At 37.3% G+C, this 24,577-nt stretch carries 27 protein-coding genes and 1 pseudogene; 5 read left to right on the top strand and 23 right to left on the bottom strand.

Annotation, left to right across the window (positions count from 1 at the left end; all coding sequences use genetic code 11):
* The first annotated feature begins 196 nt into the window (after nucleotides 1–196).
* Both JIN86_RS02405 and JIN86_RS02410 read left to right on the top strand, forming a co-directional pair.
* Nucleotides 197–1,099, top strand: a complete 903-nt coding sequence (locus JIN86_RS02405; RefSeq protein ID WP_004231145.1) for a MerR family transcriptional regulator — start codon at nucleotides 197–199, stop codon at nucleotides 1,097–1,099.
* A 129-nt stretch (nucleotides 1,100–1,228) separates the two neighbouring features.
* The gene (locus JIN86_RS02410) at nucleotides 1,229–2,398 is read left to right on the top strand and encodes an MFS transporter (RefSeq protein WP_202341195.1); all 1,170 of its coding nucleotides are present in this window, start codon (nucleotides 1,229–1,231) and stop codon (nucleotides 2,396–2,398) included.
* Between the two features lie 94 nt (nucleotides 2,399–2,492).
* Here JIN86_RS02410 and JIN86_RS02415 read toward each other — a convergent pair whose 3' ends face one another.
* Complete coding sequence (locus tag JIN86_RS02415) at nucleotides 2,493–2,903, bottom strand: Asp23/Gls24 family envelope stress response protein (protein ID WP_004231142.1); 411 nt, start codon at nucleotides 2,901–2,903, stop codon at nucleotides 2,493–2,495.
* Nucleotides 2,904–3,014: 111 nt separating this feature from the next.
* Nucleotides 3,015–3,341, bottom strand: coding sequence for a nucleoside triphosphate pyrophosphohydrolase (locus tag JIN86_RS02420; RefSeq protein WP_004231140.1), 327 nt, complete (start codon nucleotides 3,339–3,341; stop codon nucleotides 3,015–3,017).
* Nucleotides 3,342–3,444: 103 nt separating this feature from the next.
* Here JIN86_RS02420 and JIN86_RS02425 point away from each other — a divergent pair, with 103 nt between their 5' ends.
* The gene (locus JIN86_RS02425; protein ID WP_202341196.1) at nucleotides 3,445–3,852 is read left to right on the top strand and encodes a hypothetical protein; all 408 of its coding nucleotides are present in this window, start codon (nucleotides 3,445–3,447) and stop codon (nucleotides 3,850–3,852) included.
* A 176-nt stretch (nucleotides 3,853–4,028) separates the two neighbouring features.
* Here the strand turns inward: JIN86_RS02425 and accC are convergent, their stop codons facing one another.
* The 13 genes from accC to JIN86_RS02490 all read right to left on the bottom strand — a co-directional run bounded on the left by accC (nucleotide 4,029) and on the right by JIN86_RS02490 (nucleotide 12,731).
* Nucleotides 4,029–5,396, bottom strand: a complete 1,368-nt coding sequence (accC, locus tag JIN86_RS02430) for an acetyl-CoA carboxylase biotin carboxylase subunit (protein ID WP_004231135.1) — start codon at nucleotides 5,394–5,396, stop codon at nucleotides 4,029–4,031.
* Nucleotides 5,397–5,410: 14 nt separating this feature from the next.
* Nucleotides 5,411–5,917 (bottom strand): acetyl-CoA carboxylase biotin carboxyl carrier protein, encoded by a 507-nt coding sequence (gene accB / locus JIN86_RS02435; protein ID WP_004231133.1) that lies wholly within the window; start codon nucleotides 5,915–5,917, stop codon nucleotides 5,411–5,413.
* 200 nt (nucleotides 5,918–6,117) lie between these two features.
* Nucleotides 6,118–6,672 (bottom strand): SpoIIIAH-like family protein, encoded by a 555-nt coding sequence (locus JIN86_RS02440; RefSeq protein WP_202341197.1) that lies wholly within the window; start codon nucleotides 6,670–6,672, stop codon nucleotides 6,118–6,120.
* A complete protein-coding gene (locus JIN86_RS02445; protein WP_004231129.1) occupies nucleotides 6,673–7,092 on the bottom strand; it encodes a hypothetical protein in 420 nt (139 codons plus the stop codon). It lies immediately after the preceding gene.
* A 62-nt stretch (nucleotides 7,093–7,154) separates the two neighbouring features.
* Complete coding sequence (locus JIN86_RS02450; RefSeq protein WP_004231124.1) at nucleotides 7,155–7,298, bottom strand: hypothetical protein; 144 nt, start codon at nucleotides 7,296–7,298, stop codon at nucleotides 7,155–7,157.
* Nucleotide 7,299: 1 nt separating this feature from the next.
* Nucleotides 7,300–8,211, bottom strand: coding sequence for a stage III sporulation protein AE (locus JIN86_RS02455; RefSeq protein ID WP_004231121.1), 912 nt, complete (start codon nucleotides 8,209–8,211; stop codon nucleotides 7,300–7,302).
* 12 nt (nucleotides 8,212–8,223) lie between these two features.
* Nucleotides 8,224–8,601, bottom strand: a complete 378-nt coding sequence (locus JIN86_RS02460) for a hypothetical protein (RefSeq protein WP_004231118.1) — start codon at nucleotides 8,599–8,601, stop codon at nucleotides 8,224–8,226.
* Nucleotides 8,602–8,606: 5 nt separating this feature from the next.
* Nucleotides 8,607–8,816 carry a hypothetical protein gene (locus JIN86_RS02465; protein WP_004231117.1) on the bottom strand — a complete coding sequence of 70 codons (210 nt, stop codon included), beginning with the start codon at nucleotides 8,814–8,816 and terminating at the stop codon, nucleotides 8,607–8,609.
* 90 nt (nucleotides 8,817–8,906) lie between these two features.
* Complete coding sequence (locus JIN86_RS02470) at nucleotides 8,907–9,914, bottom strand: NAD(P)H-dependent flavin oxidoreductase (protein ID WP_202341198.1); 1,008 nt, start codon at nucleotides 9,912–9,914, stop codon at nucleotides 8,907–8,909.
* Between the two features lie 195 nt (nucleotides 9,915–10,109).
* The gene (gene efp / locus JIN86_RS02475; RefSeq protein ID WP_004231115.1) at nucleotides 10,110–10,667 is read right to left on the bottom strand and encodes an elongation factor P; all 558 of its coding nucleotides are present in this window, start codon (nucleotides 10,665–10,667) and stop codon (nucleotides 10,110–10,112) included.
* Between the two features lie 17 nt (nucleotides 10,668–10,684).
* The gene (locus tag JIN86_RS02480; RefSeq protein ID WP_081010950.1) at nucleotides 10,685–11,746 is read right to left on the bottom strand and encodes a M24 family metallopeptidase; all 1,062 of its coding nucleotides are present in this window, start codon (nucleotides 11,744–11,746) and stop codon (nucleotides 10,685–10,687) included.
* A gap of 2 nt (nucleotides 11,747–11,748) precedes the next feature.
* The gene (gene aroQ / locus JIN86_RS02485; protein ID WP_004231111.1) at nucleotides 11,749–12,183 is read right to left on the bottom strand and encodes a type II 3-dehydroquinate dehydratase; all 435 of its coding nucleotides are present in this window, start codon (nucleotides 12,181–12,183) and stop codon (nucleotides 11,749–11,751) included.
* Between the two features lie 122 nt (nucleotides 12,184–12,305).
* On the bottom strand, nucleotides 12,306–12,731 hold the full coding sequence (locus JIN86_RS02490) for a hypothetical protein (protein ID WP_004231110.1): 426 nt from the start codon (nucleotides 12,729–12,731) through the stop codon (nucleotides 12,306–12,308).
* Nucleotides 12,732–12,843: 112 nt separating this feature from the next.
* Between JIN86_RS02490 and JIN86_RS02495 the strand changes: the two genes are divergently transcribed.
* Nucleotides 12,844–13,815 carry a DUF1385 domain-containing protein gene (locus JIN86_RS02495; protein WP_050779473.1) on the top strand — a complete coding sequence of 324 codons (972 nt, stop codon included), beginning with the start codon at nucleotides 12,844–12,846 and terminating at the stop codon, nucleotides 13,813–13,815.
* Between the two features lie 36 nt (nucleotides 13,816–13,851).
* Here the strand turns inward: JIN86_RS02495 and JIN86_RS02500 are convergent, their stop codons facing one another.
* The 6 genes from JIN86_RS02500 to JIN86_RS02525 form a co-directional block, all read right to left on the bottom strand.
* On the bottom strand, nucleotides 13,852–14,586 hold the full coding sequence (locus JIN86_RS02500) for an ABC transporter permease (protein ID WP_202341199.1): 735 nt from the start codon (nucleotides 14,584–14,586) through the stop codon (nucleotides 13,852–13,854).
* Nucleotides 14,583–15,308: an ABC transporter ATP-binding protein gene (locus JIN86_RS02505; protein WP_202341200.1), complete on the bottom strand. Its 726-nt coding sequence runs from the start codon at nucleotides 15,306–15,308 to the stop codon at nucleotides 14,583–14,585. Before JIN86_RS02505 ends, JIN86_RS02500 begins: the two co-directional genes overlap by 4 nt.
* Nucleotides 15,298–15,765, bottom strand: coding sequence for a DUF3021 domain-containing protein (locus JIN86_RS02510; protein ID WP_004231100.1), 468 nt, complete (start codon nucleotides 15,763–15,765; stop codon nucleotides 15,298–15,300). Before JIN86_RS02510 ends, JIN86_RS02505 begins: the two co-directional genes overlap by 11 nt.
* A gap of 10 nt (nucleotides 15,766–15,775) precedes the next feature.
* On the bottom strand, nucleotides 15,776–16,216 hold the full coding sequence (locus JIN86_RS02515; RefSeq protein ID WP_202341201.1) for a LytTR family DNA-binding domain-containing protein: 441 nt from the start codon (nucleotides 16,214–16,216) through the stop codon (nucleotides 15,776–15,778).
* Nucleotides 16,217–16,672: 456 nt separating this feature from the next.
* Entirely contained in the window at nucleotides 16,673–17,599 is a 927-nt protein-coding gene (locus JIN86_RS02520) for an alpha/beta hydrolase fold domain-containing protein (protein ID WP_202341202.1), read from the bottom strand.
* A gap of 482 nt (nucleotides 17,600–18,081) precedes the next feature.
* Nucleotides 18,082–18,558 carry a hypothetical protein gene (locus tag JIN86_RS02525; RefSeq protein ID WP_202341203.1) on the bottom strand — a complete coding sequence of 159 codons (477 nt, stop codon included), beginning with the start codon at nucleotides 18,556–18,558 and terminating at the stop codon, nucleotides 18,082–18,084.
* A 503-nt stretch (nucleotides 18,559–19,061) separates the two neighbouring features.
* On the opposite strand from JIN86_RS02525, the gene JIN86_RS02530 reads away from it, so the two are divergent.
* Nucleotides 19,062–22,022: an S-layer homology domain-containing protein gene (locus tag JIN86_RS02530; RefSeq protein WP_202341204.1), complete on the top strand. Its 2,961-nt coding sequence runs from the start codon at nucleotides 19,062–19,064 to the stop codon at nucleotides 22,020–22,022.
* A gap of 115 nt (nucleotides 22,023–22,137) precedes the next feature.
* On the opposite strand, the gene JIN86_RS23920 is transcribed toward JIN86_RS02530, so the two are convergent.
* Entirely contained in the window at nucleotides 22,138–22,263 is a 126-nt protein-coding gene (locus tag JIN86_RS23920) for an IS3 family transposase (protein WP_081456929.1), read from the bottom strand.
* Nucleotides 22,264–22,674: 411 nt separating this feature from the next.
* Nucleotides 22,675–24,456: pseudogene (locus JIN86_RS02540) on the bottom strand (vitamin B12-dependent ribonucleotide reductase); the annotation flags it as partial.
* Between the last annotated feature and the right edge of the window lie 121 nt (nucleotides 24,457–24,577).

A 24,577-nucleotide genomic window follows, 5' to 3' on the forward strand; every position in this document is an offset into this window, starting at 1 on the left:
ACTTTAGAGGTGTCACAATGCAACATGAAGCTATATGTCCTAGCTGCAAAAAACATTTAAAATGGTTGACAGAGAAGAACAATATCAACAAATGAAGGAACGTAAATCTCTCCTATTTTACTAGGTGGATTGCAAGCATAAAATTCGTTTTGATGCCATTCGAAACTTTTTTAGCTTTTATTAGTGGAGGCCATTTATGAAGGAACATTATTATACGATAGGTGAGGTTGCCAAACTTTCAAACTTATCGGTTCAGACATTACGTTATTATGATCAAATTGATTTATTTAAGCCTGCTTATATCGATACCTTCACCAATTATCGATATTATAAAGGCAACCAGCTATTCTATTTAGACATTATAAAGTCCCTTAAATATATCGGCGTGACGCTCGATGATATAAAAAAAGCACTTAGATTAACCTCTGAGGAATTGCTTGATTTTTTAGCACAGCAGGAGCTACGCATCAATGAAAAAATTTCACGTTTAAACGAAGCAAAAAATACCTTACTGAAAACAAAAAAGCAATTACAAGAGCAAATTGATATCCCAGTCTTCGGTGAGATTTATGTGCAGATAGAGGAAGCAATGCCCGTTCTTCAAGTAACCACTACTGAATTAACACCCACATCGAGCACCAGTACATACTATGCCACTTTAATTAAAATCATCGAAAAGGAAGGCAGTGTCTTAAACAGTCGTTATGGTTGTATTTATCCACTAGAGCCTTATAAAGATGTCAATGACATCATTTATGATGCTATTTTCACTCCTCTATTAACGGAGCGCACATTTTCGCAGCTTTCACCAAACATACAACAAACCATTATTCCTGGAGGTAAATATGTATGCATTGCCTTTATTTACGACCCTGATACTTATTTTTCATTCTATGAAAAATTGAGAAATCATGTATTAGCTCAGCAGGAATTATTTGAGTCGCAAGTATATGAGCTATACATGCCCGCAACGCTCACGATGGAGCAAGAAAAGAAATTTATAGTAGAATTAAAGATTAGGCAAAAACAAGAGACACAAAAATGCTCCGAAAAATTAGTGGCGCATTCGTATAACTCCCTACTAGAACTCCCAAACTGATAAAAATTTTAAAAAATAAAAACAAATCTTTTGACCCTATAGTTACTATAGGGTTTATCGTATTACATGGAAATATTCTATTCTAGTAGATTGAAAACATGTATCGCGAACAATTAGAAGGAGAAGTTTATGAGCAAGAAGCAAAATATAACCTTAGCTATTTTATTATCTAATCTTTTCATTGCCTTTTTAGGGATCGGTTTAGTCATCCCTGTTTTACCAACCATCATGAATGAACTGCATATTTCTGGTTCTGTTGTTGGTTATATGGTGGCAGCCTTTGCCATTACACAACTAATTGCATCACCAATTGCAGGTAAGCTTGTTGATACTATTGGCCGCAAAGTTATGATTGTTGCAGGTCTTTTTATTTTTGGACTTTCTGAATTTTTATTTGGATTTGGTCGTTCTGTTGAAATTCTTTTTGTCTCGCGTATGTTAGGTGGCGTGAGTGCAGCTTTCATTATGCCAGCCGTAACCGCCTATATAGCTGATATTACGACATTGGCACAGCGCCCTAAGGCACTTGGCTATATGAGTGCAGCCATTAGCACAGGTTTTATTATTGGTCCTGGGATCGGTGGATTTTTGGCTGAAATTGGTACACGTGTCCCATTTTATGCAGCTGGGGTACTTGGTCTGTTCGCAGCTATCCTGTCATTCCTGTTTTTAAAAGAGCCAGCACGTGCTACAGACAATGAAGAAGCAGCACCATCCATGTTAGGTAGTGTCAAGCGTGTGTTTAGTCCACTCTACTTCATACCATTCATTCTTATTTTCGTGTTATCATTTGGCCTCGCTGCATTCGAATCATTGTTTAGCTTGTTCGTTGATCACAAATTTGCGTTTACACCATCGGATATTGCCATAATTATTACAGGAAGTGGTATTGTAGGTGCACTAGCTCAATTAATACTATTTGATTGGCTGACAAAGAAAATGGGTGAGATTAATGTTATTCGTTACTCACTAATCCTTTCAGCAATATTAACATTCGCCATGACGATCGTGAGTCATTATTTTGCCATCTTATTCGTTACATTCTTTATTTTCGTAGGCTTCGATTTAATTCGACCTGCTGTTACTTCGTATTTATCGAAAATTGCGGGAAATGAACAAGGATTTGTTGGTGGAATGAACTCTATGTTTACAAGTCTTGGTAATATTTTTGGCCCAATTCTAGGTGGGGTATTGTTCGATATCAATCTGAACTATCCATACTACTTTGCTACAATCGTATTGGTGCTTGGCGTCATACTTGCGTTATTCTGGAGAAAGCCAAAGCATATAGAATTATAAAAATAGCGATACATCCACATGAACCCTAGAGAAATCCATATAAAAAGGACTGCCATTTGATGAACGAATCATCATTGGGCAATCCTTTTCTTTTTTATTCATGCACTACGGTTTCTTCTTTTTCAAAGTGAATACCTGTAATATGCACATTTACTTCTGCTGTTTCTAGTGCCGTCATATTAAAAATAGCCTGACGGATTTGCGTTTGAACTTCTTTTGCTACCTTAGGAATGGCATATCCATATTTCACAGAGCAAAATACATCAATCGCAATTTCACCAGTTTCCGTTACACCTGATTTAATGCCTTTATTGTGTACTTTTTTACCGAAACGTTCCACGACACCCGTCGCAATATTCCCACGAGTTGCAGCAATGCCTTCGACTTCATTGACAGCAATCCCAGCCACAACCTCGATCACCTCTGCCGCTACCTCAATTTTTCCAAGCTCTTCTTTCCCAGAAGGTGTTGGTTGTACGAAAGATTGTCCTACTTTCTCTGCCATACAAATATCATCCTTTCCCTTACACATCACAAACAAGTGCTGTACTTACATTTATTATACTATAAAAAGGAAGGTTTGGCTGTCGAAAGCCGTTTTAATTTAAAACTGACTTTACTGATCCACTACATCGATTAAATAAATTCCCTTTTCAAATCCTCCACGAGCTTTTCTCTTGTGTTCACGGATCGCTTCTAGTTCGTCAAAGCTTACATCTAGCACACCGATAGCCATATGAATGAGCTCCAGTATGTCTGCGAGCTCTTCAACACTTTCTTTTTTATCCTCGGCTTCGTAAAATTCTGTAGCTTCTTCTATCATTTTAGCTTTTATTGCCTTTATCAGCTCACTAGGTTCTAAAATGCGTGCATGATAGGATAAACCCTTCGCTTCCATTACTTCTAAAATTTTATCCCTCACTAGCTTATTGTATATAGGCATCCATTGTTTAACTCCTTTTCAGGGGGATTACTATCACTATCTTCTATTATATAGTATTCTTTCTATAATATAGAATTGATATAAGATAAAGTAGAGGTAGAGTATGTTACAAAAATGGTTGTTTGGTATCGGTGGGGTTGTCCTCATGTTTACAATGTGTTTTTTATTTTTTGGGAATAGTGCTAGTGAAGATACATTGCTTGCGAAAAATATAATGGAAAAAGCAAATAATGGTACAACTGTAGTTTCACTAAATAAATTAACGGATTTTGATTGGGAAAAAGCGCAAATTTTTGGACCTTATACAACGAAAGATGCGATTGAAGAAACAATGGACATTCAATTTAAAGGTAGTATTAGTGGATTAGATGTACGGGAAGATATTTTCCTTCTTGTATTTGCGAAAGAAGGCCATGCGATAAAAACAGCTGTGCTTTACAGAAACATAGGAGACTATTCAACAAAGAATGGTATGTTAACACCAGATAACGATCTTCTATCTATAAAATAGAACTTTTATAATCTTTTTCACCACACTTCAATTAGTAACGGTTTAAGCTTCTATAACGGTCAATCTTTCTTCTATGATTGATCTTCCTACCTGCAAGTAAGTCCTCTATCTATTTTTGCTTAGACATAAAAAACCTCCTAACTAATAAAAGCTAGGAGGTTTAAACTTGCGAACACTTACTTCACTTTTTCTGCTACGCCCAATACATCGTTCTCTTCTAGGAATTTTGTATTGAATTGTGCTGATTTGAAGACGTCATTGTTCATGAGTGCTTGGTGGAATGGAATGGTTGTATTAATTCCAGGACCAGATACTTCGAATTCACTTAAAGCGCGGTTCATTTTTGCAATCGCTTCTTCACGTGTATCCGCATGAACAATTAGTTTTGCTACCATTGAATCGTAATATGGTGGGATTGTATAGCCCGCATAGACAGCAGAATCAATACGTACACCATAGCCACCTGGTGTTATATACGTATCAACAGTTCCTGCTGAAGGCATGAAGTTTTTATAGGCATTCTCTGCGTTAATACGGCATTCAATCGCCCAACCATTTAATTTTATATCATCTTGTGTGAATGGAAGCTTCTCACCAGATGCAATTTTTAATTGTTGTTGTACAAGATCTACACCAGAAATCATTTCTGTTACTGGGTGCTCAACCTGAATACGAGTGTTCATTTCCATGAAGTAGAACTTGTCCTCTTGATAGTCATAGATAAACTCGATTGTGCCAGCACCTTCATAGTTACATGCCTGTGCCGCTTTTACTGCAGCTGCACCCATTTCAGCACGACGCTCAGAAGATAGGGCTGGAGATGGAGCTTCCTCTACTAACTTCTGCATACGACGTTGAACCGTACAGTCTCGTTCGCCTAAATGCACCACGTTACCGTAGCCATCTGCTAAAACTTGGATTTCACAGTGACGGAAGTATTCGATAAATTTCTCTAAATATACGCCAGGGTTACCGAATGCTGCAGCAGCCTCTTTTTGCGTAATTTCAATACCTTTTACAAGATCTTCTTCTGTACGTGCTACACGGATTCCTTTACCGCCACCACCAGCAGTTGCTTTGATGATGACAGGGTAACCAATTTTAGCAGCCCATTCTTTACCCGTTTCGATATCTGGTACAATACCAGTACCTGGAACAAGTGGAACGCCTGCTGCTTCCATTGTTGTACGTGCAACGTCCTTGATGCCCATAATTTTAATAGAATCAGAGGATGGACCGATAAATTTAATGCCAGCGTTTTCACAAGCTTCAGCAAAATCAGCGTTTTCTGATACGAAGCCATATCCTGGGTGGATGCCATCAGCACCTGTCTTTTCAGCTACACTAAGTAGCGCTGGGAAGCTAAGATAAGAATCTTTTGATAGCTTCGGTCCGATGCAATAAGCTTCGTCTGCTAACTTCACATGTAATGCGTCAGCATCTGCTTCAGAGTACACAGCAACCGATTGAATGCCTAACTCTTTACAAGCACGAATGATACGCACAGCGATTTCGCCGCGGTTTGCAATTAAAACTTTTTTCATTTGTTTTGCACTCCTTACTCAGCTTTTACAAGGAATAATGGTTGGCCGTACTCTACTAAGTCGCCATCTTTAACTAGAATTTCAACGATTTCCCCTTGCACTTCTGCTTCGATTTCGTTGAATAATTTCATTGCTTCTACGATACATACGATTGTTTCGTCCCCTACTTTGTCACCCACTTTTACGTATGCAGGAGAATCTGGGTTTGGTGCTTGATAGAAAGTACCGACCATTGGAGATACAATTTTATGTAACGATGGGTCGTTAACTGATGGTGCCGCTGCAGCTGGTGCTGGCGCTTCTTCTTTCGCTGGTGCAGGTGTTACTGCTGGAGCTTCTGCTGGTGCAGATTGTTGTACAACAGGGGCTACTACTTCTTTTTTAGGTGCTACAGTTTCTGTAACAACAACATTATTCTTTTTAAGTTTTACTTTTGCGCCATCTACTTCATACACAAACTCGTCAATTGAAGAAGAATCCACTAATTTGATAATTTCACGAATTTCTTGAATTTTGAACATTTCTAACTCTCCTTATGAATTAAAATCTACTACAATAACTATTCTATATTTTTTCGTATCAATTTGAAATAGTTAAATGAAAATTAAGTAAATATGAACAAAATAAAAGGCTTTCCTTTACTAAGCGAAAGCCTTTTCATGAAGCTGATATATAACAACCTTTTATGAATTAACTAAAAATTTATTTTTTTCTTTATTTTTTAATAATTATTTGCACTGAACTTGACTTGCACATCATTTGCGCCTTCCATCTCTGTTTTTACCAGATAGATAATTTCGTTTGCTTGTGTTTTTGACAATTCCTCTGCCATCACTGTCACCGACACTTTTTCTCCCTCAGCACGTACAAACGCATCAGAGTAGCCTAATGATTTTACGAGCATCTCAAGCATAGCTTCCGCTGATTCACGTTTAATCAGGCCATCCATTTCATTGTATGCCTCATTTTTTTCTTCGGCAGAATATTCTTCTGAGGCAATCTTTTGTGTTAACTGTTCACGAAGTTGGCTTCTCTCATCACTAACCTGCATACGCATTTCTTCAAATAAGTGACTTGGTGAAGATACTTCTTGTGTTATATCATTTGTTGCTTCCTGATCTGTAACACCTGTGACAGCTGTTTGTTGCAGTGTATCATCTGTAAAAATAGTAAGACCATTGAATTGCTTTGCTGGATCTACCAAATAATACACTGAAATGACTGCTACTAAACTTAATAATGTCATAAACCAAACTGTTCTTCTACGTACGCGCATTTACTTTTCCTCCTTATTTTCCATTGGAACGATAATAATTCGATGAATCGGTAATTGCATCACTTGACTGACGACAGCACGAATTTCATTTTTTACAAAGATATCGGAAGCACCCTCTGAAACAACGAGCATTCCTGTCACGTTTTTCGCGCCTTGTTCAGTCCCTCGAAAATATTGGCTGAATAGTTTATTGGCATCCTGATCATCTGTCATCTCTCCATAATAAAAGTAGACTTTAACCTCCCCAACACCTTCCATTGCCTTCAGGGTTTGCTCAAGTTTTTCTTCATTTGTGAGCGGTGAACCTTTGTCGCTTGTTGAATTCGTTTGATACATAGGTAAAATGATGAAAATTCCCACGGAGGCAGCTATCAAAATTAATACCATTAATGACGTTGTTTTTTTTCGTGTCTTTTCCACATCACTTGTACATTGCCTCCTTTCATCTTCTCTTTTTCAAGTGTATGTACGCTTGTTTCTTCCTATGAATTGATAAATGGAATCTTTAATAGCAATTGCAAAAATACTAACGTGATGACCAACTTTGTCAGTGAAATTATTTCCTTATCATCCGTTAGAAACACAAAAATCTGACAGACAAACAGCAATGCTAATAAAAGAATCAATCTATCTCCCCCCTGCCATGACTTGTACGAACACAATGAGGAAAAAACAAGAAAACATAAATGAAAAAGCAATTAAAAATGATACAGCACATAAAGTAAATAGCGATTTGCTAACTTGATCTAGTAGTCTACAAATATCATCAAAGGCAATCGGTTCTAAAATAGCAGCAAGCATTTTCAAAGAATAGGCACTAACTACAAGCTGCACGGTTGGGATAAAAGACACCGTAATGACGGCAATAAAGGCGCTAATACTTGTAAGAGAAGATGTAAATTGAGTCATATGCTGAAACATCGAAAAACTATCTACAATAAAAGAACCTACAACTGGAATATTTTCTTCAATTAATTTTTTGACGGGCTCTGCTACAGCCGCATTGACACTAAATGCTGCTACACCGCTTGCGGTCATTAGTAAGACATAGCAAATAACTGAGGCCGACACGATGCTCATAATTGTAAATCGAATCAATTCAGCTATTCGAGTAAAGGATATTTCCTTAACAATCACACTGCATACATCAAAGACAATGGCCAAAAGCACGCCAGGAATAAGCCACTTACTACTGATAATGGTGAGGACTTGTACAAAAAACAGTAAAAAAGGCTGCCAGGAAGCAATCGCTGTAATACTACTGGATAATAAAAAGCTCGATGTAAGGATTGGATAAAATGCTGTAAATAGATGGGCTAGTCCTTGTGCAATTTCATCGATTAATGTAAAGGAGTTGACAACAACAGGACCGATTGTTGCTAAAACGATAAGAAAAAAAAGTATCCTTGTCCCTTTTTCAAACTCTGGTAATAGCATGTTCACAATCAAAATGATGATGACGTAGCTGCAAAGCATGAGTGTCATCTTGAGCAAGAGAAAGAATGGGTCGATTAAAAACGATAATATTTGCTCCTGCAATGGCTTCGCTCCTTAGTTTAGCCTTTTTAAAATGGCCGACACCTCCTGTAGAACAGCCAGAAATTCTTTGAACCAATACAGCAAAATCACAATTTTCACTGCAGCAAAAACGATGTTCCCGAGCACTTTATAATTATGTTCTGCCAAAAGCAATGCCAACCACTGCCCGACATAGAACATACTTGCACTGATTAAAATAGCCTTCGCATAAGGTAAAAACGCAAGTGTTTCTAACAATTGTTTGGTGAACGGCAATAAAAGTGTCGAGAACAACATGCCAAAAAGCAAAAAAGAAAACATCACACTGATTAGCGCATGGAGTGGCTGTATAACTTCTTTTATCAGCAATAATAAAAGCAGCATGACAACAGCAACGATGACAATTTCCATTCACATTACCCGGATGAGGTAAGCCATTGGAAGAAGGTTAAAATCTCATGAAAGAATAGACGTAAAAATCGAAGTAATTCTGCTGTCATATATAAATAAGCAATGAAAAAGAGGAAAAATGAAAACTCCTTCTTCCCTGTTTGATCAAAGAAAACATGAAGAAGCGCAACGACTAGTCCCACTCCAGCAACTCTTAATACGTCTTGTAATTCCATTCCTACGCCCCCTCGTGTACAGCAATATATGTCGCTCTTCAAAAAAAAAGACCTCTATACAGATGTATAGAGATCTTCTACGATTAAAAATTATAATAGTTTGCTCACAATGTTTTTGACCGTATCCGTTTGCTGTATGAGATGACTGTTTTCACCCATCCACATGGATAAATATTCCGCATTACCTTGCTCAGCACTTTCCTTACGAATGGTAGTCGTTAGATAATTTTGTAGCGGATAGGGTGCTACTGTCGCATCCTCCATACGTTTCGTAAAATCATTTGCTAAACCTCTTGCTGGTTTACCAGTAAATGCAAGCGTAATCGTCGTTTGTTGTTCTTTTGATGCCAATACAGCATTTTTATAGAGTGGCGAAATTTCGCATTCATCTGCCACTAGTAAAGCCGTCCCAATTTGAACTGTCTGTGCGCCACTTTCAAGTGCCTTTTGAATATCCGCTTTGGTCACAAGGCCTCCCGCAGCTATAATCGGAATCGCAACTTTTCCCACTACTTGTTGTAGTAAGTCATGTAATGGAATTAATTGCAAAGGGTCAGTAAAAGAGCCTCGATGACCACCAGCCTCTCCCCCTTGTAATACAACTGCATCCATTCCTGCTTGCTCCACTAGTATGGCTTCCTCTAATGTGGTAGCAGTACCAATCGTATAGACGCCATGTTCTTTTAATTGTTTAAGAACTGCCGGAGATGGCAGCCCAAATGTAAATGAACAAATCGCTACCTTTTCTTCAATCACAGCTTGAACCTGTCCTGCAAAAACTTCCTTTGATGTTACGCTCTGTACAGGGGATAATCCTAATTCATCGTAAAAAGGTTGCAGTGCCATTCTGGCTTGTTGTAAAACCTCGACATCAATTTTGGGTTCTTCTTGCACAAATAAATTAACCGCAAAGGGCTTTGTCGTTAACTTCTTCACTTCTTGAATAAACTGCTTGGTTTGTTCACCATCTAAGTAACCAGCACCAATTGAACCTAATAGCCCTGCCTCAGCACAAGCCGCCACAAATTTAGGCGATGTCACGCCTGCCATTGGTGCTTGTATAATTGGATATCGCATATCAAATGTTGTTTGTAACATACCTTTCACTCCTTACTCTGATTGTAAACAATTCTACCAGTAATGACCATCTATCTGATGATAGACACTTGATAGTATTTCAATAAAAATTAACTAGTGCTTCTATCTATTATCACATTAAATGAACGGTTTGACAGTATATGTATAAGAAAAAAATAAAAACCTACTCTTTAATCGAAAAGAGTAGGTCGATCATTATGCACGAGAAACGTAAGAACCTTCATCCGTGTTAATAATTAAAACGTCACCTTGGTTAACGAAGAATGGTACTTGTACGATTAGACCTGTTTCAAGTGTAGCAGGTTTTGTACCGCCAGAAGCTGTATCACCTTTGATTCCTGGTTCTGTTTCTGTTACTTCTAATTGAACAGTGTTTGGTAATTCAACACCTAACATTTCACCTTGGTAAGATTGAATATGCACTTCCATGTTTTCTTTTAGGAATTTTAATTCATACTCAATAGCAGATGAAGCTAGTTCAGTTTGCTCATATGATTCCAAGTCCATAAATACATGCTCGTCACCTTGTGCATATAAATATTGCATTTTACGATTATCGATTTGTGCCTTTTCAACTTTTTCACCAGCGCGGAATGTTTTTTCATTCACTGAGCCGTTACGTAGGTTACGTAATTTAGAACGTACGAATGCAGCACCTTTACCTGGTTTTACGTGTTGGAAATCTAACACGCGGTATAATTGGCCATCAACAATAATTGTTAGACCTGTACGGAAATCGTTTACTGAGATCATTTGTGTTCCTCCATAGTTTATAAAATAATGAGTTCTTTTGACGAATGTGTTAGTAGTTCATTACCCGTTTCTGTGATTAAAATATCATCCTCGATACGGACACCACCGATTCCAGGTAAGTAAACACCTGGTTCAATCGTCACGGCCATACCTGGCTCTAGCACTGTATCAGAACGCATCGATAAGCCAGGGCCTTCATGTACTTCAAGACCAATACCGTGTCCTAAAGAATGACCAAATGCTTCGCCATATCCTTTTTCTTTTAAGTAGTCACGTGCAATCGCGTCCGCTTGAATGCCTGTTAATCCAGGACCCACTTTTTCAAGTGCTAACAGTTGAGAAGCAAGGACTGTATTGTACATATCTACCAATTTTTCAGATGGTTCTCCCACAGCCACAGTACGTGTGATATCCGAAATATAGCCATTATAAAGCGCACCAAAGTCTAATGTAACAAAGTCGCCTTTTTCAATCACTTTATTCGTTGCAACGCCGTGTGGTAATGCTGAACGAAGACCAGACGCAACAATCGTGTCAAACGAAGACTGAGTTGCTCCTTGTTTACGCATGAAAAATTCTAATTCATTCGAAACTTCAAGCTCGGTTTTACCAGGCTTGATGAAGCCTAAAATATGTGTAAATGCGTGATCTGCAATTTCACACGCAGCCTTAATAATATTAATCTCTTGTTCCGTCTTAATCAAGCGAATTTTTTCAATTAGCCCAGAAATCGGCACTAAATCTGCTTGAATCTTCGATTTATACAGTTCATAAGTGCCATAGCTTACAGTATCTTTCTCAAAGCCCAATAATTTGATACCCATATTATTTACTTGAGTAGCAATTTCTTCAATAATTGTGGCTTCATGCTTGACAATTCGGAAGTCCTGAATTTGTGCAGCAGCCTGCTCTGTATAACGGAAATCTGTAATAAATACAGCATCATTTTGAGACACAATTGCTACGCCTGCTGTCCCTGTAAAACCTGTCATATAGCGACGGTTGTACCCATTCGTAATTAAAATACCATCGATGCTTTGTTCTTGAAGTGCTTTACGTAGCTTTTGTAATTTCAACATAATCAATTCTCCCTCTCGATAAATGTACGTAGTGCCAGTTCATAGCCTTTCGTACCTAGTCCACAAATTTGACCAAGGCAGGCCGGAGCAAGATAGGAATGATGTCGGAAAGCCTCACGTTTGTGGATATTGGAAATATGTACTTCGATAACTGGCACGGAAATACCTGCTATCGCATCATGCAATGCGATGCTTGTATGGGTATATGCACCAGGATTAAAGATAATACCATCATATTTTTCGTCCTCTGCTTCATGCACCCAATCTACTAGTACCCCTTCATGATTGGATTGACGAAATTCAACTGTAGCACCTAAAGATGCCGCAAGATTTTGAACATTTTCTCGAACATCATCCAATGTTTCATGTCCATAAATATGTGGCTCTCGTTTACCAAGTCGATTTAAGTTAGGTCCATTCAAACATAATAACTTCACGCTTCTATTCGCCTCTTTCTATGTACTTGCCATTTATTTTATCATACACCATGCATTCAGCAACTAATTTCAACTGGTGGTGCCATAAATACCCCCTTAAACGAAGGGGATATTTTGTACCTTCAACTTTGTTTTTGTGCCGTATGTTCCTTTTGATGGAAATTGGCGGTTTCAAGCAAGAAACGTAATAAACAAATAACGGTCACCATAAAGGGAATTGACAGTTTTTTAAAAGACGTAAGCTGTAATGGTAAATCTAAAGCAATCCATTCCAATGTGATGGTCACCAACAGACCTAATAAAAGGGAAGAAAAGACAGCTGGAATGATATATACATAGCGCATAGTCATGTATAAAAATAAGCCGATAATAAATAGTAGAAAAATAAAAAAGGTCCATTGAAATAATTTAGAGCTTTCTTCAAACCAATTCCATTTTTTATAAAACCCTATCGGATGCCATTTAATGAGATGGAAATAATGTAAACCTTTTAAGCACAGCGCTAAAACAAGCGCATTGACAAGTGCTGTAATTGTCGCTACTTTCATCATATACCTCTCCTTTATGCACACTAATTATTTCCTAAAATGTACGTTTAGTGTAGCCATATAGAAAATTTACTATGCGTAATTGTAGAGGTTTTTCACTAAATTTAGTACAATGGTACAGTTGAAATATATAAAGAGAGTGGTGTTAGCCTTGAGCAATTCACCTGTATACGGGGGACAAGCACAATTAGAGGGTGTGATGTTCGGAGGAAAGGAACATACTGTTACAGCCATTCGTCGTAACGATGATTCCATTGATTATTATCATTTCAAAAAAGTACAAAAACCTTTTTTACAAAAGCTTAAAAAAATCCCATTTGTACGAGGCGTGGTCGCACTGATTGAATCCGCTGGCTTAGGCTCTCGTCACATGCAATTTGCTGGGGATCGTTATGATGTGGCACCTGGTGAAGAGGAAGATCATAAAGAAGAAGGCTCTAAACTTCAAATGATACTAGGCGTTGCTGTAGTAGGTATTCTTTCCTTTTTATTTGGAAAATTTGCCTTTACATTAATTCCTGTTTTTATAGCTGATTTTTTCTCAAAATGGATTGAAGGAAAAACGGGACAAATTTTACTAGAAAGCGGTATTAAACTATTATTACTGCTAGCCTATTTATATTTTATCTCGTTAACGCCCCTCATTAAACGAGTATTTCAGTACCATGGTGCAGAGCACAAGGTGATAAATTGCTATGAAGCTGGATTAGACATTACTGTAAAAAATGTTCAAGCTCAATCACGCCTACACTATCGTTGCGGCAGTAGCTTCATATTATTCACAGTGTTCGTTGGGATGTTTTTATATTTCTTTGTGCCTACAGATCCACTGTGGCTTCGTATTTTAGATCGTATTCTATTAATTCCTGTTGTTCTGGGGATCTCATTTGAAGTCTTACAAGCGACAAATGCCTGCCGTAATATTCCAGTGTTACGCTTCCTTGGCTACCCTGGCTTATGGCTCCAATTACTAACAACTCGTGAACCGAAGGACGATCAAGTAGAAGTAGCGATTGCTTCCTTTAATATGCTACGCCAAGTAGAGCAGCAACCTGAAATCGCTGCGACATTAAATCATGATTAATAAAAAAGGCAGCCCAACGTCGGAGCTGCCTTTTTTTCATTTTGTACTGCCTTGCATTTTCTGCTTAAACATAAAGATAGCGAGAATTGTCATAATTATTGTATAACTAATGACGACAATAAGTGAATAAAACATATGAGCATACTCTGCATGTAGGATAGCCCTAGCTGCATCGACTCCGTGCACGAAAGGTAAAAGCTGCGCAATCTTTTGAAATGTTCCACCAATCATATCTAATTCGAACCATGTTCCACTTAACCAAGTTGTCACATTAACAAAGATGGCAAATATCCCTCCTACCTGCTTATCTGTAAATAATGTCCCAAATAATAAACCAAAACTAATATAGAGTGGTGAGATCATTAGAAGTACAAGGATTAGAAAGAGGATCGACTTATTAAATGGCAACCCTAAAAACATGGCGGTAGCTAAACAAACAAAAGTTTGTAGCAGGGCTATTGGTAGTAAAGGTATCATATACCCTAAAATGTAATCAGCGGCAGACAAAGGAGAAACAAAAATCCTCATTAAAAAGGATGAGCTTTTATCTTTTCCTAGTAACATTCCTGAAAACAGTGTGAGAAAAGAAAAACTAAATACAATGACGCCTGGTGCTAGATTATTCATTTCATATAAAGCAAGTGGCATATTTTTTTGCATAACAGAAAACAAGCCTAATAAAAGGATTGGTAAGCCTATACCAAATAATAAAGTGATTGGATCGCGGACAATCTCTTTATGATTCCTTGTTGCAAACGCAGCTACCCTCACAATAACACCTCCTCTGTTTTTTCCAAGAATACTTCTTCTAAAGAATGCTTGCCTGTTTCAGTGATCAATTGTTGTATCGTGCCTAGTGCACATATTTGTCCATGATGCATAATTCCTACACGATCAGCCAAAGCCTCTATCTCTTCTAAATAATGGGAGGTCAAAATAATCGTGACATGTCCTTTTAAGCGCTTCAATGTGTTCCATACATCATTCCTTGCCCGTATGTCCATTCCTAAAGTCGGTTCATCGAGGAACAATACCTTTGGGTTTGACATTAGGGCCATTGCTACACTTAAACGACGCTGATAGCCGCCTGATAGTGTCTTAGCCTTGTCATGCTGATGTGGTGTCAGTCCGAATAAGGCCATTTTGTCATATACTTGTTGTTGTGCTTTTTCTTTTTTAAAGCCATAAATCTGACTGAATAATAATAAATTTTCATATACCGTTAAATTAGGTGCAACGGCCGTTTCCTGGGGCGAAATATTAATCACTTGTTTTACAGCCTGTGTATTTTGCACAATGCTTTTTCCATCTATTGTGGCATCCCCCTCTGTAGGTGAAAGGAGCCCACACAACATTTTGATTGTGGTTGTTTTGCCAGCGCCATTTTGTCCTAAAAGAGCAAAAAGTTCACCTTGATGGATTTGTAAATTTAATTGATTAACGACTACACGCTCTTTATAAAGCTTTGTTAAATCTCTTATGTTAATCATCATGCTCTTCACCTCGATTAGTAAGAATCGCATTAATTTTTTCTATGTCACGCTGTGAAAATCGATATTGTAAAACCCATGTCACAACATAAGTTCCGAGAAAGCTGGCTATGAGAGAAAAAACATTCGCCATTGTTTTTGGCATCCATAGTAGCGTTACAATCGGTATCCAAATCATTGCCGTTATGAAAAAGTGAACGAAATATTGCTTCAACATTCCCCAACTAGCCATTTCAAAAATAAGTGCTGCAAGAGCAAAGGTAATGCCTATGACACCCGTTAATAGAATTTGAGTAATAATTGCACTTATTTCATCTGTAAAGTAAGTACGAAATTCTGGCACCACCCAAACATATTTTCCTTGCCCTATGCCCATCGAGACAAAGAATTGCACAATTTGTCCCATCACTATACCGATCAAAAATCCACCAATAATACGTGTTAAAATGTCTTTTCGCATATTTATCACCTCAGATTCCTAATTGCTTCTTTATTTTGCTCACATAACGCCTAGAAGCGTATGTTTTCGTGCCATTCTTTAATTCAACTCCGATTGTACCTGTTCTACTAATGTCCATATGCTTGATCATATAGCGATTAACTATTTCAGCATTTGAAATACGGAGAAACATTTGAGGATTGAGCTTTTCCTCCAGCTCATAAAGACGCAAACGTACCGTATAAACACCCTGAATACTCTGGACACAAACCTTTTTTTGCTCTGTATAAATACGCACGATCTCCTTACTATCGATCAATTCAACACCTTTATGGGAGAAAGCTAATAAAGTGCTTTCCGCTGTCGTAGTAATAATTTGTATAAGATGCTCAATGTCATCAGTCATTTTATCTGTGAGAATGATTACTTTGGGTTCTTTATATGTAGGGTCAATCGATATTTCCACCTTCATATGATCACTGTCCTTTCTACGCCTCACTATAAATTTTTCCATACATGTTGTAAATGGATTATCGACAACTGGTCGTTATCAAGGAATAAGTGGTCAATCTAAAAGATTTTTTTGAACGATAAAAAACTCTCCTCTAGATAGGCCTATCCAAGGGGTTAAACGTACAAGTTAGCTTACTTAGAATGTTTTTCTACTTACTAGCAGGACAGTAAAAACACCCATCCTATTCGGGAGCTTTTAAAATATTGGCGGTAAGCTCTAATGATTGATTAAATTTTCCCAAATCAATTGCAATGATTGATTGTTTTGAGACACCAACTAATTTTGACAAATCCTTCTGCGATATCTGCAATTCACAAATTTTATTTTTCAAACATCTACAGATAAATAAACCTTGCTAAAAATGTACATAGAAAAAACGCATTTTGAATAGGTCAAAACACGTTTTTCTGTGAATTATTTACTTAGGATATTTATAATTTTCTGTTGAGCATCCACTGCCTCAGGGATCGGCATCACAACAAACACATGATTCATCTTAGGATAAACAAAGGTAGTGATCGCAACACCTTGGTCTGTTAGCTTTTCATCAAATTGTATTGCATCTGGATATAAGCTTTCGTGAGTCCCAATAAAATGAGTAATCTTGCTAATCCCTTGAAAATCACCGTAAATAGGACTAATCAATGGGTCCTTCAGAGCTTTATCAGCTGCCCATATCTTTGTTATGACTTCCATTCCTTCACTAGCTAACATGGGATCGTTTTCTTCATATTCCTGAATAAGTGGATTTTCTAAACTCATATCAACACATGCCGACAATAAAATAATATCTTGCGGCTGAGGAAGATTGTCCCGCTTCAACTGTTGTATTAGACCGAGTGCTATATTTCCACCTGCTGAATCTCCTATAACGGTTAATTGATTGGAGCTTTCAATAGATGCTAGAATCTCTTTATAGAAGCTGAGCATTTTTGGGTACGTATCTTGATAGTTAAAATGAGGCACTTTTGGATAGATAGGCGCAATAACTTTTGCATTTAAGGCTTGTGCCATATTATCCATGAACAACCAGTGTAAATTTAAAGGTTGATTTGTCCAAGCTCCACCATGTATATAAAGAATCACCATTTGTGATGAGGACTTTTGGTCATTTAAAATAAAAACCTGCATATCCTCAAATGTTTGCTCCTTCACATCGCTTAAAAGATTGACATCCTCCCCAATCACATAGGGGTGAATATTTTCTGTTCCTCTTTGCTTAATAAATTGTTGAGCATTTTCAATACTAGAAAAGCTCTTTTTATTACTTTGTGAAAACAATAATTTTTCAAATTGCACACTCTCTACAGATCGTTCTCCATTAAAAATTTCTATACTCATGTTTTTCTCTCCTTTTATTGTTCATTCTGTTTCCAAACATGTAATGATTAATAAAGTGATGTGCCAAACCACTAAAACTGAGTATCGATGATGGTAAAATGCATTTTTTTATCGAACTTTATTTTAATTCCACATTTCGAAGAATACTCCTTCCAAAATCATCAAATAAAAAGGCCTCCCTATTGTCAAAAAGCTGCCATTTTGAAACAAAATGACAGCTTTCGATTAGGTATCTATTCCCTCCAACTACCGCTATATTATTGGATTTTAATTTGAGACGACTAACTATACCTATACCTTTTCTAACCTCTTCCACTCTGTGAATGAGGCTAATCAATTTTGTCTTGATAACATGTAGAGAGTTAAGATTAATCATCCTGAAATAATTTATCTACTTCTTTTGATAAATTTCTACCTCATCTTCTGATAACGCTTGATTTTCCTCTGCATCTATTATGTGGAATTCCATCATTCAGAGTTAGCTATACAAAAGCGACACGTATGTATTCCTCGTTCTTTAAGCTTTCAAGGTGATGCAATTCAAGGTCTTTCATCGTGATACGACGGCTTTTTAGTTTTTTATCATAATCCTCTGCCCAAAACCTAATTAATTCAGCTCCTTGCTGTGGTTGTATATGTTCCTTCAAATAACTTAAAAAATCTTCTAAAAATTGAGGACCCCAATTTCCCTCGATTCCGTATACAAAGGGTTTTTCATTATAAAGCTCTAAGTCATAAGGTGGATTACTCCATTGGTATATATTCAAATTTCCAAAAGCCGATTCATCTGCTGCATGTAAAACTCGTGCATCATCATCCATCAGATGCCACGGCTGTGTTGGTGTACTCTCTGTAATTGGATATAATTTTTTTAATTCTCTTACTGTTATTTCAGCAATTCCTGTACAATCAACTGTTTGTAAAGAACTGTTCGCCACTAGGACAGAATATAACGTCATATGCTTGTCTCCTTAAGCTTTAATATTCTAAGCAAATCAATAAACTAACCTGCTCCACATACATTATAGTGAATTTAACATAAATATCCAAAAAAATCATCTCGTTCTACAAATCTAGCTAGATGATTGGCTCTCTCTATTCCCTCAAAAAAAACAAGGAGTAGCAATCGAAATGATTTCTTTTTGTAATTTTCATGATTGTTTTAATAATTGTAAAAACTGCTCATTTAAAAACAAAGAGCAAAATTTAGGGGCATATTTAAAATAACTGATAAAAATCTGATAAATTATTGAATAACACGAAAAGATTACATATTCAAATATAAGTATGGAGTAAATGTATTTATTAAAGACTTGAAAACTCTTCTATCTAAATAGGAAAATTCATTAATTTTTTGAGAGTTATTTGAGAGTTTGTTTATTTATAATAACTTTGTTAATGAATCCTCATTATAAAAAAATATAAAACGAGGCATTATCCTATTCGGAAAGGAGAAAAAGTTATGAAAAAAAGCAAAGGATTATTAATAATGACAATTTGTATGTTATTACTTAGCTTGTTTCCTGTAAATTCTGTAGGAGCAGAAGAATCACAAATTGAAGAGCCGATAGCGCCGGAAAAATCTCAACCTGAAGAGATGATAGTTCCGGAAAATGTTTCCTATGCGAGGCATGAAAAAGTTGGTGATGATATCTTCCTTGGAGGAAAATATATCGAAATGGGGATTTCAAAAGGTGGTTCGTTTGGAACGGAAAGTGCAGCCCCGATAGGTTTCCATCCTACTGGACGTCCAAATTTAGGATTTACAGTGGATTCTGATGGGTTTGATAATGGGGAAGCAATGAGCAGTGGCGATTATTTCTTACCTGGAAGCCCATACGAAGGATTTTATGTTGGTTATAAAGAAAGTGATGATAGCACAAAATTATTTTTAAATGCAAATGCTTTAGGATCTATGGAGATTCTAATGAGCACTAATGAAGATTTATCGACAGAAGATAATTTAGTAGCAAAAACGAGTGGGCTAACATCTGATGGTGCATTAAAAATAGAACAAACTGTTTCATTTAAAGCAAATGATAAATTCTTTAAAGCTACAGTGAAAATGACGAATATGACAGATAGAGAACTTTTAGATGTACGTTATATGCGTTCTGTAGATCCTGATATTGACGCGGATAAAAATGATAATTTTGATACTATCAATTCGGTTCCATTTAACTATCCGAATGATGCTAAATCTGTTGTATTATCGAAGGGTCCTATTACTGGGAATGCATTGATTTTGATGTCTACAGATTCTAAATCACGCGCATCCATTGATAGTTCCAACCCATTTGATCCAACTGCATTTAATGATGACGGTAAAGTAGCCGAAACAACAAATGATTCTCAGATTAGTTTAACTTTTGCTGTTGGTAACATGAAACCTGGTGAAGCTAAAACAGTTGAGTATTTTTATAGTTTAGATAGCAATATTGAACAGACTTTAGAGGATGTTGAAAATAATTCAACGCCAACTGTAAGCAATAATGCAACATTAAGAGACTTAACAGTTAATGCTTCAACTGTAGCAGAGTTTGAATCTCAAAGGGAAATATACAACGTAGAATTACCAGCAGGTACTACTACGGTTCCAGGTGTAATGGCGACGGTTGCAGATATGGATAAAGCGAATGCTGTTGTGACAAATGCAACAAGTTTACCAGGCACAACAACAATTGTTGTCACAGCAGAAGATGGGATTACAACCAAAACATATAGAATTAATTTTACGGTTAAGAATTTAACACCAACTTTAAGCAATAATGCAACATTAAGTAATCTAATTGTTAACGCCTCACCTGTAGCAGAATTCGAATCTCAAAGAGAAATATACAACGTAGAATTACCAGCAGGTACTACAATGGTCCCGAAGGTAATGGCGACGGTCGCAGATAAGGATAAAGCGAGTGCTGTTGTGACGAATGCAACAAGTTTACCAGGTACAACAACAATTGTTGTCACAGCAGAAGATGGGTTTACAACAAAAACATATAAAATTAATTTTACGGTTCAAAAATCAAGTAGCAATGGTGATACATGGACGCCAAATTCTATCCCTGCAACAACTAATCCAAGCTCGACGACAACGAAAATCAAAGTACCATTAGAAATTGATGGTAACCATCCACTTGAAAAAACAACAGTGGAAATTGAACGCACTAAACATGCCAATGGTGAAATGACAGACTTCGTCAACTTCACACCATCGCAAGCATTAGAAACTGTAGAAAAAGCAAAACAAATTGGCAATAACATTGCCCGTATCGTCATTCCTGATGTGAATGATGAAGTGGATAAAGTAACAGTAGAAATTCCAAAGCAATCTCTACAAACATTACGTGACAATGGTTTATCACTAGAAATTTCAACAGTAAATGGTCATATTGCAATTTCACATAGCTCAATAGAAGGCCTTGACGATAACTTCTACTTCCGTTTAGTACCAGTGAAGAAAGAAAGCGAGCGTCAAGCGATTGAAGAACGCGCTAAAGTAGAAAAAGTTGTCCGAGAGACACTACAAAGTAACGATTGGGGTGTGGTAGCTCGTCCAATGACAATAGAAACAAATATGCCAAGTCGTCCAGTACAAGTAACACTACCACTAAGAGATGTAAATGTACCAACAGAAGCAGCAGCACGTCAAAGATTCTTAGAGCAACTAGCCGTCTTTATTGAACACTCAGATGGTGAGAAAAAAGTGGTCTTTCCTGAAGTCGTCACAATGGCAGAGGGTGAGCTTGGTCTACGCTTCACTGTAGATAAGTTCAGTACGTTTACCATTATTCAATTTGAAAAGCCAGAGGTAAGCGAGCATGATGCTTATATTAAAGGATTCCCAAACGGCACATTTGGTCCTGATAAGAATGTTACACGTGCACAAGTAGCGATCATGATGGCTCGTATTTTAGGCTATACAGAAGGACAAGTATTGAAGAAAGCACCATTTAAGGATGTAGCCAAAAACCATAGTGCTGCAGGAGCAATTGCCTTTGTAAAAGAACAGGGCATTATGAATGGTGATAATAATGGTAACTTCCATACAAATGCCAACATCACACGTGCTGAAATGGCGGCAGTCGTAGCCAACTATAAACAGCTTTCTGTAGAAGAAGGGGCAGCGATTACATTCAAGGATACAAAAGACCACTGGGCACAATGGATTATTGAAGCAAACCGTACTGCTGGCATCATCAATGGTCTTGAGAATGGAAGCTTTGCACCAAATGCTGCTTTAACACGTGCACAAGTAGTCGTAATGATGAATCGCATGTTTGAACGTGGTCCATTAAACGGCGTCACAAAACCAAGCTTCCCAGATGTCAAAGCAACACATTGGGCATTCAAGGAAATTGAAGAAGCCGCAAACTCTCACTCTTATATAAAAGATACAGTTGGAAAAGAACAGCTTTCAGAATAGAAAAAGCCAAATACAAGAGGCTAAAAACAAAAAGAAAAAATGTTAGACCGCTTGTATTGGTAGTGACTCCTTAAAGTTAGAGTTTTATTTATGCAGCTAATTGGCTGGCATAAGTTCAGTAAAATACTGAACTCATGCCGGCCAATTTTTGTTTAATTCGATCATTATTATAGTAATCGATATACTTTTCTATTTTCTTCTTTAACGTTTTGTAGGATATTAATTCTTCTCCGTAATACATTTAGCCAAAGAATTCTCCATTGCGGCATTGTCTGCACAGGTTGCTTTACGAGACATGCTTTGGAAAATCTTATTTTGCTTTAATGTTATCACCCATAAAATGATGTTGATAGTGCCACCCCTAACTTGAATGAATTGCTGCACAAAATCATTTTCATTTAGTTTATTGAATATATCTAACAACACTTCTTTTAGTTGGACTAAGCTTCCCCGTAGCTCAACAAAAGTCTCTTAATTGAAGTAATTTGCATCTAAAAAAATTCTTCTTGTTATATAGCCAATTTTAGATGTTCTTTTTGTGTTGAACATGAAAAACACCCCTTTAGATAAAATATCTAAAGAGGTATTTCATTGCCATTATATAGATTGCAACTTTATTTCAAAGCCACAACAAATTAATTTAAAATATTATTTACAGGCCACATTTCAACTGTGCGCCACAGTTTGTACATGTATTACAGCCGCCCATTTCTTCGACTGTGCCTTTACGGCATACTGGGCATGTATTCCCAACGTCTGAGCCAATAACAGTTGTTGACTCTAACGCTTGAATCGTATCTACTAATACGACTGGACGTTTTGTATGTTCTTCAACTAATTCCTCTTCAAATGAAAGTTGATCCATATCATTTTCTTCTGCTTTTAGTGTAAGTACTTGTGAATCACGGCTACCGTCAACATAGACCGTACCACCTTTAGCGCCACCTTTATATAGTCGCTCGTACACTTTTTCAACTTGCTGTACTGTATAGCCTTTTGGTGCGTTTACAGTTTTAGAAATAGAGGAATCGATCCATTTTTGAATAATACATTGCACATCAGCATGTGCTTCTGGTTTTAGCTCCATTGCTGTAACGAACCATTCTGGAAGCTCTTGCTCATTTACTTCTGGATGACGGTTCAAATATTCTTGGACAATTTCAGCTTTTACTTCAATGAATTTACCTAGACGACCAGAACGATAGTACGTGAAGGAGAAGTATGGCTCAAGACCTGTTGCTACCCCTACCATTGTTCCTGTTGACCCTGTTGGTGCAACCGTTAATAGATGTGAGTTTCGGATACCAGTCGCTAAAATTTGCGCTTTGATATGAGCAGGCATTTTTTGCATAAAGCCTGTCTCTGTGAAGGCTTTACGTAAACGAGCTGTTTCTTCGTCTGTAGCACCTACTAAGAATGGGAAGCTTCCACGCTCTTTCGCAAGCTCTGTAGACGCCTCATACGCAGTTTCAGCGATTGTTTTAAAGATTTCATCGACTAACGCATTACCAGCTTCTGAACCATATTCTTTTTCACAGTAAATCAGCAAATCGGCTAAGCCCATAACGCCTAAACCAACACGACGTTCACCAAGAGCTTGTACACGATTTTCTTCTAAGAAGTAAGGTGTCGCATCAATCACATTATCCTGCATACGAACACCAACACGAACTGTTTCACGTAGTGCTTCGTAATCAACTGATTGATTTTCTTTATTCGCAAACTGTGCTAAATTCACAGCAGCTAAGTTACACACAGAATAGGGTGCAAGTGGTTGCTCGCCACATGGGTTCGTCGCTACAACACTTTGACCATATGCCTTGGCATTTGTCATGTCATTGGCGTTGTCGATGAAGAAAATACCTGGCTCTGCCGAGTATGTTGCACATACATTAATTAAATTCCATAATTCTTTTGCTTTCATTGTACGGTATGTGCGGACTTTATAGCCCATTTTCTCCCATTCACGAACATCACCAACTTCATGCCATTTCGTGTTGTAAACGCTCATTTCTTCCTTTGTATATTCTTCAACGGCTGGGAAACGAAGCTCGAAGTCAGCGTCTTTTTCAACTGCTTCCATAAATTCTTTTGTTAATGTCACAGAAATGTTGGCACCTGTTAAAAACTCTGGGTTATGAACAGTGTACGTGCCACCATCACGTAATTTATTTTCAGCATCACGAATGATCGCTGTATCAAAGCCACCTAAGCCTTCAATGTTTTTATAATTCACGATGCCTTGATACATCGCTTCCTCTTGCATAGAAAGTGGCTTGAAGTTTAATTTTTCTTTGGCTAGACGGATGATTGTTTCATCCGTTGTATTTTCGATCAGGTAACGCAGAATACGTGGATTTTGCATTTTGGAAATAATAAACTCCACAATATCTGGATGCCAATCTGCTAGCATAATCATTTGTGCCGATTTCTTACGCGGGTTCGCTACACCCACTCTCTATGTCACCATAGAAGTTGAGACCATATCTTACATCTTATTAGATGCCCTCGCACTTCGGAGTGGCTTCACTCCTACTCTACTCACTTCCGCTAAC

The organism is Lysinibacillus sp. HST-98 (assembly GCF_016757845.1).
Taxonomy (GTDB): domain Bacteria; phylum Bacillota; class Bacilli; order Bacillales_A; family Planococcaceae; genus Lysinibacillus; species Lysinibacillus capsici.